This is a genomic window from Epilithonimonas sp. KH_059 (assembly GCF_057838485.1).
Map to the genome: position 1 here is coordinate 2,100,504 of NZ_CM174468.1, position 12,894 is coordinate 2,113,397.

At 41.1% G+C, this 12,894-nt stretch carries 10 protein-coding genes and 1 pseudogene; 1 reads left to right on the forward strand and 10 read right to left on the reverse strand.

Features of this window, described 5'->3' with window-relative positions; genetic code table 11:
- Positions 1 to 342 precede the first annotated feature (342 nt).
- A complete protein-coding gene (locus AC3IRX_RS09935) occupies positions 343 to 2,553 on the reverse strand; it encodes a glycoside hydrolase family 3 C-terminal domain-containing protein (RefSeq protein ID WP_489210096.1) in 2,211 nt (736 codons plus the stop codon).
- A gap of 291 nt (positions 2,554 to 2,844) precedes the next feature.
- Here AC3IRX_RS09935 and AC3IRX_RS09940 point away from each other — a divergent pair, with 291 nt between their 5' ends.
- A complete protein-coding gene (locus AC3IRX_RS09940) occupies positions 2,845 to 3,567 on the forward strand; it encodes an MBL fold metallo-hydrolase (RefSeq protein WP_489210097.1) in 723 nt (240 codons plus the stop codon).
- Between the two features lie 43 nt (positions 3,568 to 3,610).
- Here AC3IRX_RS09940 and AC3IRX_RS09945 read toward each other — a convergent pair whose 3' ends face one another.
- The 9 genes and pseudogenes from AC3IRX_RS09945 to AC3IRX_RS09985 all read right to left on the reverse strand — a co-directional run bounded on the left by AC3IRX_RS09945 (position 3,611) and on the right by AC3IRX_RS09985 (position 12,858).
- The gene (locus AC3IRX_RS09945) at positions 3,611 to 4,834 is read right to left on the reverse strand and encodes a PepSY-associated TM helix domain-containing protein (protein ID WP_489210099.1); all 1,224 of its coding nucleotides are present in this window, start codon (positions 4,832 to 4,834) and stop codon (positions 3,611 to 3,613) included.
- Between the two features lie 101 nt (positions 4,835 to 4,935).
- Positions 4,936 to 7,071 carry a TonB-dependent siderophore receptor gene (locus AC3IRX_RS09950; RefSeq protein ID WP_489210100.1) on the reverse strand — a complete coding sequence of 712 codons (2,136 nt, stop codon included), beginning with the start codon at positions 7,069 to 7,071 and terminating at the stop codon, positions 4,936 to 4,938.
- Between the two features lie 265 nt (positions 7,072 to 7,336).
- Positions 7,337 to 7,903, reverse strand: a complete 567-nt coding sequence (locus tag AC3IRX_RS09955; protein WP_459084528.1) for an SCO family protein — start codon at positions 7,901 to 7,903, stop codon at positions 7,337 to 7,339.
- Between the two features lie 3 nt (positions 7,904 to 7,906).
- The gene (locus AC3IRX_RS09960; protein ID WP_459084529.1) at positions 7,907 to 8,743 is read right to left on the reverse strand and encodes a formylglycine-generating enzyme family protein; all 837 of its coding nucleotides are present in this window, start codon (positions 8,741 to 8,743) and stop codon (positions 7,907 to 7,909) included.
- A 55-nt stretch (positions 8,744 to 8,798) separates the two neighbouring features.
- Positions 8,799 to 9,821: pseudogene (gene nirK / locus AC3IRX_RS09965) on the reverse strand (copper-containing nitrite reductase); the annotation flags it as partial.
- A 94-nt stretch (positions 9,822 to 9,915) separates the two neighbouring features.
- Positions 9,916 to 10,233: a metal-sulfur cluster assembly factor gene (locus AC3IRX_RS09970; RefSeq protein WP_459084530.1), complete on the reverse strand. Its 318-nt coding sequence runs from the start codon at positions 10,231 to 10,233 to the stop codon at positions 9,916 to 9,918.
- Positions 10,230 to 11,498: a hypothetical protein gene (locus tag AC3IRX_RS09975; protein ID WP_489210102.1), complete on the reverse strand. Its 1,269-nt coding sequence runs from the start codon at positions 11,496 to 11,498 to the stop codon at positions 10,230 to 10,232. Before AC3IRX_RS09975 ends, AC3IRX_RS09970 begins: the two co-directional genes overlap by 4 nt.
- Entirely contained in the window at positions 11,485 to 12,363 is an 879-nt protein-coding gene (locus AC3IRX_RS09980; protein ID WP_459084532.1) for a DUF2249 domain-containing protein, read from the reverse strand. The genes AC3IRX_RS09975 and AC3IRX_RS09980 overlap by 14 nt, the downstream gene beginning before the upstream one ends.
- A gap of 9 nt (positions 12,364 to 12,372) precedes the next feature.
- Complete coding sequence (locus tag AC3IRX_RS09985; protein ID WP_459084533.1) at positions 12,373 to 12,858, reverse strand: hemerythrin domain-containing protein; 486 nt, start codon at positions 12,856 to 12,858, stop codon at positions 12,373 to 12,375.
- Between the last annotated feature and the right edge of the window lie 36 nt (positions 12,859 to 12,894).

The following is a 12,894-nucleotide window of genomic DNA, read 5'->3' on the forward strand; positions in this document are numbered from 1 at the left end:
TTTAATGAAAAACTATTTCCCTATGGCTGATAAAGTTAGAAAAATTCTCTTGGTTTATGATTCCGGCTCGCTGTTAAAACTATGCATCGCATAGTAAAAACCAAGTTTCATAGTCTGCATTTTGATCTGTTCATTTATTATATCTGAAATTTCTTTATGCTGTTTAATTAAGTCATTCGTACTTTTCAAAGAAATTTCCTATAGCATATGACTTCTATAGTGAGGGATTGTTCATTTTCCTTGCTTTCTTTTTGAAGCTAGTTTTCAGGACTAGACAAAGCATATAAAAAATAACCAGCCTATGACAGCTGGTTCAATTGATATGAAATTGTGAAATGATTTTTATTTGAGATCAAATGAGACTTCCGAACGAATGTCTTGGGAGGAAGCGCCGATAAGGGCTTTGAATGTCCCTGGCTCTGCAACCCATTCGTGTTTTTTGTCGTCAAAAAAGCTTAATGCGGATTTGTCAAGCGTGAAAGTGATCGTTTTCTGCTCGCCGGGTTGAAGCTCCACTTTTTCAAAACCTTTTAATTCCTTAATTGGGCGGGGAAGAGAGGATTTAAGGTCAGAGATGTAAAGCTGTACAATTTCTGATCCTGCTCTTTTCCCAGTGTTCTTAACAGTGGTCGTGACGGTAAAGGTTTCGTTTTGAGTAAAGGCTTTTTTATCAATTGTTGCATTCCCATATTGGAATTTTGTGTAGCTAAGACCATGTCCAAAAGGAAATAGAGGTTGAATGTGCTCCTTGTCATGCCATCTATATCCTACAAACAAGCCTTCATTGTACTGAATAGTATCGTCTCCTGGGAATTCTCCTAGGGCGTGCGCTGAATTGTCGGATAATTTAACAGGGAAAGTAAAGGGCAATTTTCCGCTTGGGTTCACATCTCCGAATAGGACGGACGCGAGCGCGTTTCCTGCTTCTGTTCCTAAAAACCATCCTTGAACAATAGAGTTCACTTCATTTACCCAAGGCATTGCCACCGCGTTCCCAGAGATATTTACATATACCAGATTCTTATTTGCTTTGGCAAGTTTCGCAAGAAGTTCGTTTTGCCCATAAGGCAGTTCTAGCTCTTTGCGGTCAAACCCTTCGCTGTCTTGATAATCGCTTTTGTTAAGTCCACCAATGAAAATAACCACGTCAGATTCTTTGGCCAAATCGATTGCTTCTTTAGTTAGTTGTTCTACAGAGCGGTCGTCCTTTAGGTTTTGCCCTGAAACCACGCCGTTGTAATCTCCAGTTGGATCTCCTACGTAGCCACGAGCATAGGTTACTGTAGCATTCGAGCCTACACGGTTTTTGATTCCGTCCAGTGGGAGAACTTCGTATTTTACTTTAAGTGAAGAGCTTCCTCCTCCTACGGTCATCATTTTGATTGCATTTTCCCCAATGACGGCGATTTTTTTGGAGGATTTTAGATCTAGTGGCAAGAGGTTGTTCTTGTTTTTCAAAAGTACGATTCCTTCCTCAGCAATTTTCTTACTTGCTTCGGCATGCTCCTCGGTACCAAAAGAACCGAAAGGTTTTTCTTGGTCCATGGTGGTTTTAAAGGACAGTCTAAGGACATTTCTCACTTTCGTATCCAATTCTTCTGTGCCCACTTTTCCTGATTTTATTAAATCAAGGTAAGGTTTTGCGAGGTAATAATTATCGTATGCATTGGTTTGTCCCATGGTAAGACCGTCAGTCCAGGTTCCAAATTCAAGGTCAAGACCGTTGTAAATTGCTTCTTTTGTATCGTGAGCTCCGCCCCAGTCTGCGACCACTGCCCCTTTGTAATTCCATTCTTTTCTTAGAATGTCAATCAGAAGGTATTTGTTGTGGGAAGCGTGTTGTCCCTTGTATTTATTGTATGCTCCCATAATCGTCCAGGAATCTCCCTCTTGAACAGCCGCTTTAAAGGCTGGAAGGTAAATTTCGTAAAGAGCTCTGTCGCTTACAATGACATCGTATCCGTGGCGATTGGTCTCTTGATTGTTAAGGGCAAAATGTTTTACACTTGTGGCTACGCCGTTCGACTGTACCCCTTTAATGTAAGGAACCACCATTTGGGAAGCTAGAAATGGGTCTTCGCCTAGGTATTCAAAATTTCTACCGTTCAAAGGCGTACGGTAAATGTTTACCCCAGGTCCTAACAAAACGTCTTTTTTACGGTAACGAGCTTCTTCCCCCAGGGATTTTCCATAAAGCAAAGAAAGGTCTTTATTCCACCCTGCGGCAAGGGCGGTTAAGGCAGGAAATGCAATGCATGAATCGGTGGTCCAACCTGCTTGTTCCCATTCGTCCCATAAAACTTCGGGACGAATTCCGTGGGGACCGTCCGTCATCCATAGCTCTGGAATGCCTAGGCGCGGCACGCCCGCAGAACTAAATTTGGATTGGGCATGAATGATGCCAATTTTTTCTTCAAGTGTCATTCTTGAGAGCGCATCTTCTACACGTTTTTCGATAGGTTGCGAGGAATCTAGGTAAATTGCAGATTGCTGTGCACCAACACCTACTAAGAGTCCGACCGCAAAGCATAGCGTCAATAATCGTTGTTTCATGAAATTATCGTTAAAAAGTTTGAGTGTCAATAAATTTAAAAAGTTTTAATGTCTAATTTTGAGATATTAAAGATATAAAATATTAAGATATAAATTGGTAAATATTATTTTATTGATAATCAGTAGTATATGACGATTTCGAACGCTAGCTTTGAGCTGAATACATCACAGGACAGTCGAGTTTTGCAGATTTGTTCGAAAAGCGGTTCAAATCGAAAGCATATCGCTTTCGCTTAGGATCAAAAATTCGTTGTAAATTGCAAATACGTACGCTAAAAATAGTTTAAACGAATGCAGATTATCCCCTTACTTCTAGGCCACTTTCATGTGGATTCAAATGGCGAATTTTCTATTTTAAGTTCGAGTTCGCCGAGCTCTGGACTTAGGATGGGAGTGCAGCCATTTTTAATTAGAACAAAGCTCGATTTAATTCTTATTGATTTGGGGGTGCAATTGCAGGATTCTTCCCAGTCTCTACTTCTGCAAGCGTTTGAAACGCAGGGCATCGATCCGAGTGAAGTGACCAAAGTCTTACTTTCTCATTTGCATAAAGATCACGTAATGGGTCTAGGGCACTTTGCCCATGGAGAATTTGAGATGCACTTCAAAAAGGCCGAGATTTATGTATCAAGAGGCGATTTAGAGAATGCACTTCAAAGTAAGGACAGTACTTCGTATATCTTACCTTTATTAGAAGCTCTAAAGGAATCAGATCAAGTTCGGTTTTTAGAAGAACCCAAGGGTTGGATCACTAAAGAAATCTATTATGAGATTTCAGGGGGGCATACGCAGTATCATCAAGAATTTTGGATCGTTTCTTCCTCACAAATCGTTTTTTACGGCGGAGATAATTTGCCTCAGTATAGCTATTGGAGACGCAAAGTCGCGTACAAGTCAGATTACGATGGGAAAACCGCGAGCGAACTGCGAGAAAAATGGAAAACGCTAGCCTATGAAAAGAATTGGACAGTTCTTTTCTATCACGATTTAAAAAAGCCCGTCGTATCCCTTTGAAAATAAGGTTTCCAAAGGGAGGGTGTATTCTTGCTAAAGTTCGTTAAACTGGAGAATCGTTCGTACGTTTCTTCTTTTTGGTTCGACCCCGCCACACAAGAAAGCCGGTAATGGGCAGACTCGCACAAACCAAACTTGAAATTAGGGCAAGAATTTTCCCAAAGACGCCAAGGATGGCACCTACGTGGATGTCATAATTGGCTGCAATGTATTTTTCACCGAAGTTTCGTGTCTCGTAGGGTCTATTCAATAGCAAACGTCCTGAATTCTTATCAAAGAAGACTTCGCTGTACTTGTAATATTTTTGCGCGTATCCACGAACATAAACCGCAAGGTTGTTCTCGGGATCTTCATGATCAAAAGGATGGGCATGCCCTAGATCGAAGGAGTAGGCACTTGCCTCAGGATACATTTGATCGATTTGGCTTGCCACTCGATCAAATACATGCTCGGTGGGAGCTAACGGTTTGTCTGGGGATTTCAAATGAGAGTAGTCTGGATAGGCAGTGCTCCCACCTGAAAAGGCGAAGTAGAGGGCGGCTTGAATAAAGTAAAAGCTATAGAATAATCCTGTTATGGTCACGATAAGTGCAATGAAGGAGGCGTAAAAACCTAGAATACTGTGAAGGTCATAGTTTTTACGTCGCCAGTTCTTCATGTTTTTCCATTGAAACCAAAACCGCTGCTTACGTGCGGCTTTGTTTTTTGGCCACCATAAAATAATGCCGGAAATAAGCATAAACAAAAAACAGATTACGGGGATTCCCACTACATATTTGCCCCAGTCGGAATTTAGCATGTAGCTCCAGTGGATGGATTTTACAAGGGCGAAAAAGTTCATTTTCTCGTCCTGTACAGAAAGTACTTTTCCGGAATAGGGGTTTATATAGACAGATTTGTAAATTGGGTATTCGTCAAAATAATTCCAAGCCTCAGGATCGCGTTCAAAATAAAAGAATTTGTAGGACTTGCTTTTGTCAATGGGAATTTCTACCCAATGGAGAGGGTAGGGCTCTCCCACTTGCAATTCAATTTGTTTTTCTAAGCTGGCAATAGATAGCGGGCTTTTGGACGTATAGTTTTCTTCCCCATGGTAGGTGATTTGTTGCCGCTGCACTTTTTCGAAGTCTTCTTTGAAAACATAGAGCGCTCCGGTAAGGCTGATAATAAGGATGAGTGCTCCAATGGTGAGACCGAAGTATAAATGCAAGCGCTTGATTGTGGATTTAAATCGACTTTTTTTCTTTTTTGAAGCTCGAGGATTCATGCGTTTTTGTTTTTTGGAGGAATAGTTTGTTTTTGGAAACGGTGAAAGTTTGAAAAATTCTGGATGGTTTAACCATCCAGAACCAACGTGAAAAATAAAACCTAAAAGTTAAACCCTAAAGAAAGGGAGAGCGTTCTTAATTTTTGCGGGCTCACTGTACTCCATCCCGAGTAGTAGTGCTCATTTGTAAGGTTGTCAAGTTTCAAAGCGATGCTATAGCGCTCTGGAAAATATCCTACCATTGCATTTAATACTGTGTAACTTGGAAGGGTAAACCTTCCAGTCGTGGTTCGATTTAAAGTGTGCTGTTCGCTTGCGTAGTTTAAGCCTGCACCAAACGTAAGGTTTTGAAGTGTGCCGGCTGGAATTTTGTAATGGGCCCAGAAATTAGCGAGGAGCTCGGGTCCTGCTTCTTCAGGGCGCTGGTTGTCATAGGAAGGATCGCCACTAAGCTGAGTTGCATAGTTTTTACTAAAGCCTGCAATTAAACTTAGCCCTTCCATAGGGTTTCCCACAGCGCTTAATTCGATTCCTTCGCTTAACACTTCTCCTCCTTGAATAGAATTGTTAATGTTTTCTGGATCGGTCATTATCTTGTTGCTGACCTTAATGTGGTAATAACTTAAGGTAAGGGATAGTTTGTTTTGAACCAGGTTTGCTTTTGCGCCAGCCTCCCATTGGTTTGCTCGCTCGGGATCAAATATTTTTAAACTCGGGGTGCCTCCGCCGGGTGCGGAGACTTTGACAGGCGTCAGGTATTGAAATCCATTCATGTAGTTAGCAAATAGAGACAGCGTGCCCAAAATGGGCTGGTACACCACTCCAAACTTGGGAGAAAATGAGGTTTGGTTTTCTATTTTATCCTCTGACCACTGGGTCGGTTTTCCGCTAAAGTTGTCCATACGCAGGGAAACCATAGCGGAGAGCTTTGGCGTTAAATTCAGCACATTTGAAAAGTAAATGCTTTTAATGTTTGTTTTTGCCTCAGCAGGAACCACATTCGCATTGGCTAATGCCTGATCGGCACCTTGCGTAGTTAAAATGCCAGTGTCCGTTTGGTTTTTTAAAGAGACCAATCCATACCCCACCCATTCTGAGTCGTTATTTATGACATTGGTACCTAAGTAGTCAAGTCCCACTACTAGACGGTTTCGCATAGTGCCTATGGAGAAATCTCCAATGAAGTTTTGCTGGATTCCTGTAGCCAAAGTCTCACTGTTTGCTTTAGAGAGCATTCGAGTGAATTCATCGCCGTTCGAACTGTCCCATAAATAGTGATAGTACCCCAGGGCTTTGCTCGAGCTTGAAGAGACCAGCGTTTGCGAGGTCCAGTTAGGAGAAAGTTTGTAAATCATCTGGCTCTGAATGTTGAAACTAGGATTTTCAGTCGTCAAATTATTGCTTGTGTAAGATTTTTTATAATTCTTTTCAAATAAGTCCATGGAATGAAACGAAAGTGGTGCATTTCGATTTAAAAAGATCATCGGTGCATTCGCACCTTTGTTGCTTTTAAATTCCGTGTTGACTAGGAAAGTCAGGCGCTCATTTGCTTTGTATTTTAAAGAAGGTGCAATGAAAAAGGAGCGAGTAAATCCTGCATCTTGAAATGAATTCTCTTGGTGGTACGCGGTGTTTACGCGTAGAAACAAACCGTCTGAAATTGGAGTGTTGACATCGGCAGTAACGCGGTGAAGGGCGTTAGTCCCTGTAATGTAATTGATGTTTCCTTTGAAGTGATCTTCGGGCTTTTTGGTTTGTATGTTTATTAATCCCCCGTAGGAAACAAGACTTCCCCCGTAGAGCGTCCCAGAGGGTCCTTTGATTACATCGATGTTTTCAATGTTCTGTGGGTCTAGTCCTCCGTTGTTAAAACTTGCCATTCCGTTCACAAGACGAGATTGTGTTGAAAACCCGCGCATGGTGTAATATTCGGCTCCGTCGCCACCACGCGAAGTGCTTTCCCAAAGACGCGTGATTCCGGTGGCATTTGAGAGAACGCTCTTAAAATTGGTTGCCACCTGGTCTCTAAGAATAACTTTTGGAATGCTGATGTAGACTTGTGGATTTTCAATATCTTTTAGATTAAGCTTTGAAACTGCAAATGCATTTTCATTTTTGTAGGTTTTGGTTTGGTTGATAATGACCTCTGTAATGTCTTGAACCTGAGTTGTATCTACGTTTTGGGCATGCCATTGAGTGGCAAGCAAAAGGAAAGCGGGTAGGATTAATTTTCGCATAAAGCTGTATCGTTTTTTTATTTCGGGAGCAAATTTAGATATTAATTAGAATTATTCTAAATTAAAATAAGAAAACTTTCGATAGGTTTTATTTAATTTTTTATTACATTTAAAGTATTATTGATTATGTAAATTGATTTTAATTATTGTAATGATGAAATCAATAAAGTGTTGTACAAAAAAACAACTCTTAGTAGATACTAAGAGTTGCTTCTGAAAAAAATGAAAAAAACGAGTTATTGACTCGGTTGGGTGTACGAGTGAATTACAATGAATTCACTGCACTTATAACTTTATCGTGCTGCACGGTTCCTTCTACTTGATTCACTAAAACTCCATTTTTGTCAAAGACACTTATAATGTTTGAGTGAGAGAATTCCATCGGAGAAATTTTCTTGTATTTCACAGCGAGCACATTTGCTAGGTTTCGGAGACTTTCCTTATCACTGACTAAAAACTGCCAAGGTTCTTGATCCATTTTTTGGGTCTTTGCGAATTCTTTCAGTACCTCTGGACTGTCGTTGTCCGGATCAATGGAAATCAAAACCATCGAAGTTGATTCCTGATGTTTAGCATCTATTCCATTGTATATCTTTTTCATGTCTGCAATAAGGATGGGACAGGCAGTGGTACAAGAGGTGAAGATCATGGCTACCACCATATTTTTGCCTTTCAATTGTTCTAATTTCAAGGTCTCACCGTTTTGATTTTGCCACTCTGAGTCTAGTAAAAATACAGAATTGGACTCAGGCTCTAGCTTAGAATCGGATGCTCCTGTGTCTTTGCACGCTAGTAATAAAAAGGGGATGAGGAGTATAAGTAGGGTTCTCATAATTTAAGGTTTTAAGTCTTTCGCACATCGAAAGCCTAGGTTTGCAATTGAATAATCTGCTTTTAGACTTGCGCGAAACGCGTAGCGCATAAAAGCGGCGTAGTTTAATACATCTGCGGCGGAGGTAGCTGCACCGGCGCAGAAAAGTCCTTTGTCATCATACGATCCTTTTCTTGAATCGGAGGTGGTCATGATGGAATTGTAATCACTGGTCCATTCCCAGACAAGATCAAATACATTATAAACTCCGTGGTAATTCGGACGGGTTTTTTTGACTTCTCCTTTTTCACGGAACTTTTGATTGTAGAGTTCGATTAAATGTTCAGAGTACCCCGGTTTGGATCTCGCATTTTTTGTGGTTTCATCTGCCATAGCCACATATTCCCATTCGTCTAATGTAGGTAGTCGCTTGTTAGCGCTCTTCGCATATGCTGAAGCTGCAAACCAAGAAACATAAACCACGGGAGATTTGGGGTGGGTGTTTTTGGGTAGAGTTAAGTCGTCGGGCCAATCTTTAAGATAATCTTCATCCGCAAAAAGAGCTTTGACTTGGCTTTTTCTCCACTGTGGATTTTTTTTAACAAACTCGAGGTATTCCTCATGGGTGACAGCTCGCTCGTCAATCAGAAAGTCTTGCACTTCCACTAGTGTGGAATCAGCTCCGTAAAAAGGCTCTAGAAATCCTCCCTCTATTTTGACCATTTTTACCTCGGGGTTTATTCCTTGGGTTTGGGTTGCAGCACTGATTTCAGTAGCTTCTTTTTGCAAGGGTTTATGGCAGGAGATAAAGACAAATGAGAAACCCATTAGCAAAAAGCTCCATTTTGTAATTGTTTTCATTGGGTTTCTCATTTGGGATTAATTTGATATTAGAGTAAGTTTATTGTACTTTATGAAATACCTTTTGGTTTTCTTCTCCTGTCACGATCAGTTTTCCAATTGCACCTTTGTTAAACGCTCTAAAGATAGAGTGGTCTACAAGTACATATTCGCCAGGAACTTCCACTTTGAATTCTACGATAGCGGCACCCCCAGCTGGAATGACTGTCGTTTGAACATTTTCATTGATTCTAGATCCGCCCTCCATATACACTCTATCGAAGATCTCTCCAATCACGTGGAATGAACTCACTAGGTTTGGTCCTGCGTTTCCTACGAAAAGTCTTACAGTTTCTCCTACTTTTGCTTGTAGTGCGTTAGGACCCATTAGTGCATTTTTCTTTCCGTTGAAAACGACGTATGTTGGGTTTTCGTCTAGACCTTTGTCTTGGTCAAAGTCTTGCAGTCCTTTCTCGTCTGTTTTCCCAGTCGTATAGAATTCACTTTGCATAATGTAGTACTCACGGTCTACTTCACTAAGTCCACCAGCAGGTTCTACAAGTACAAGTCCATACATTCCGTTCGCAATGTGCATTGGGACAGGAGCCATCGCACAGTGGTATACGAATAGTCCAGGTTGAAGCGCTTTGAAATTAAAGATCGCTGTTTTCCCTGGTGCTACGTTGGTAGCTTCTGCTCCACCTCCAGGTCCATTGACAGCATGAAGGTCAATGTTGTGTGGCATTACACTGTTGCTGGCATTTTTAAGATGCAGCTCCACTTCGTCTCCGACTCTTAATCGAATAAAAGTTCCTGGAACAGTGTTGTTGAAGGTCCAGAATTTGTAAGTAACTCCGTCCGCTAGTTCCCCTTCAATTTCGGTTGCCTCTAGGTGGACTACCACCTTTTTAGCCTCACGATCTCCTACAGGAGCAGGAAGGGAAGGAGGGTTAGTGATTGCCTGCGTTTCTGGAGCTCCGGTCGCTTTGATTTCGATCGCTTCAGTCGCAGTCATTTGGTTTGCGTCTTTCGCAATGTTTTGTTTGCAGGCCACAAATAATAGGGCGCTTGCACTGAGTAATAATACTGTCTTTTTCATAACGTTTAATTTAATAGGACAAATTTATCTGATTTAAATCGAATTGTAAAATTTTTAGGTATGACTTTTGTCATTTGGTGTGAAAAGTAGGGGGTTAGCGGTTGTTTAGCTCCTCACGGCCTTGGTCTGAAACGAACTCGAAATTCCATGCAGGCTCAAAGGTTAATTCGATTTCAATTTCCTCGCCTGGGAACTCGGCTTCGAGTGCATTGACAACTCCGGTTTTGATGGCATCCCCCATGGGGCAAAAGCGTGAAGTAAGAGTCATGAGTACATGCACGGTGTTAGGAGCAAAAGTGATGTCATAAACAAGTCCTAAATCTACAATGTTGACATTAAGTTCAGGGTCGATTACATCATAGAGAGCATTCATGGCTCGTTCGTCTTTAGGTAAGGTGGTTTGAGAACTCATGAGTGGGTTGTTTTTATTAAATGGTTAAAGAGTTTGCTTACGTTTACGAGATAAATTCCAGCGACACTAACCCATAGGATTAGTCCCAGTTGTATTACCCAATGGGTTTGGAAAAGTATCCCCAAACTTAGTACAGTAAGGGCTGCAAGATAAAGAATAAATTGAAATTTTACTAGCTTCTCACTATAGAGGGTTTTAGGAAGCGGAATGTTCTTTTTGCCCGATAAATGTTTATACTTTGAGTTCCAAACAATGAACGGTAGGGTCTTGAATGTTTTGCCTAAAATAATGCCAGTAATCCAGCCCATAAATAGGAGCGTGCCGTATAGAACTGTAACGGAAGTCGAACTTGTCAAGTAAATGACTGGAATCAATAATAGCGAGAGCAGTAAAACCATCATGGAGACGAAAGTATGCTTCATGAGCAGTTCTATTTTTTTTCGAAGTCTGTTTTTAAAAGCATCGTAGAGATAAAGCATCCACAGAATAACTCCCGAAAGGGTAAGCGCTGCATAGAGCACAACTCTTAGGGTAATTCCAAAAAAGAACCCATCCACTAAGAAGAGGACTAAGGCCAAATTTTGCAATACAAAACTGCCTACTAAGAAGCGCTCCTTTTGTGATTTCCCAAGCAAAAACATAGGAACGAGTTTCGTGCTTACGCCGGTTATAAGTTGTAAGAACCAACCACCAAGGCCTGCGTGAGCATGCAATTTAAGAAAGTCTAAGTGATTGCTCGAAATATAGGGGAATGCCAGGTTGTAAGCGAGTAACACTCCGACACTGGTTGTAAAGACAAGCCAAAAGGCGGAGCTTGCCATAAAAAGACGCTGAATGGAATAGGTTTTACAAAGCGATGCTGTTTTCAAAACATTGATGAGGTATAGCACCGCAGCGACTACCACCAGAGTACCACCAGAAACCATGAGCCAGCCAGTATACATATGCCAAAAGCTGCATACCAAAATTAGAAGGCCCATAAGAAGTAGAGCCCAGGAACTAAGAGCTAGTTTTTCACTAAAAAGGCTTCTTTCACAAATGACCGGTAGGAGTTGATAGGAGGCGCCAAAGATGATCATGGTTCCCCATCCTAGTGCGGCCATATGCACAATGGCAAGGATATAAGCAGAAAAATAATGTCCAAGAAAAGCGCTGGAGGAGAACAGCATCATTACACAAAGCGTTAGGAAGCATAAGGCTCCTGCAATGTAAAAGGGTGCGATTGCTACATTTTTGGGCGCTTTTGCAATGTTAATGTTTGCCATGAGAAGGAATGAAAATCATTTGAATGTCCGTTTCTGATTTTTGAAGTACATGCACCTTGAAATTTTGTCCGCTTAATTCTTCAAGTAAATAGATAGGAATACGCTTGTGGTAAACAAAAAGCAAATGGGTCGGAGGAAGTTCTTTTAATTCACGAAGAATAGCTTCCATGGGACCTGGCATTTCAAGCGAACGAACGTCGATCTGCTTTTGTCTAGAAAGGGGGGTATCTGCTAAAAGTGCTTCAAACGATTCGGGAGAATGAAACGTTAGATTCTCATTTGAATCGGGCGCATCTGTTTGAGGGGTAGAGGCACTCTTGTTCTCATTGGCATTCGAAAGACCTTCCGATTGCTTTAGAAAGTAAGTATAGAAAAGTTCTTTCGACTTTGTTTCTACGTAAGCGTCTTGGGCCTTATGCTGCTTTAATAGATGAATTAAAGGAGTAGGAATAAATTTATTAATGACACACAGGATTTCTCCTGGGGCAATGGTTTTGAATTTGCCTAGAATTTCTTTTAAGGGATCACTTCCGTTTTCAATTATATCTCGAACATCAAAAAGAGTGATTTCCTTTTCGCTCGCAGCGAGTAGCCATTGGGGTTTTTGCGTGCTTTCGCTCGCTTGTTCTGAATCTCCTAAGTCCAGTTCGAAACCCAAGGGCAGCAAGGCTGCTTTAAAAGCTTCTAAACTTACATTTCCCATTTTGCTCGCTTCCAAGATTGTGACTCTCGAGGCCATTATTTTTCGAAGTATGGGGTTTTTAAGCCTAGTTAAAGGTTTGGAAAGAGAAGCGATTGCCTCGATCGCTTTGGGATCGAGGGCTATCACTTCTGTTATTTTTGTTGAAGGTAGAATTACTTTCATTTTTTGACTTTATTTTTTTTCGATTTCCCAAAAGGGGTCGTCGTAATTCTCCTCAGCATTATGCTCCTCTTGGTCAAGGATTTTACCAATTCGAATCAGATCCTTAGGATGGAGAGATTTTTCAAGCCAAGGGAAAAGTTCTCTTTCTTCGTACCGGGTATGCGAGTGCACTAGACCGGCCAATTCTTGAATTCTTTCACTTGGATCCTGAGTAGAGTTTGCAATTTCCTCGACGAGCCATTTAATTTCTTTATGCTCGTGCAAAGCCCGATTCACTAAGGAATCCGTGGTATCAGTAAATAGAAGATCTTCTTCCGTTTTAAAATGGGGTACTATGTGATTTTCATAAAACCACAAGACATACCTCGAAAGTCTTTCTACTTCGATTCCTTTTTTTGCACCCGATCTTAATTTCCAACAAAAAAGAAGCGTCGCGTGATGCTCTCTTGAAATGGGTACAAGGTTCGAGTTTCTCCTAATAGGTCCCTCAATCATATGGATAAATTTTACGTTAAAATTAAGGATTTATAT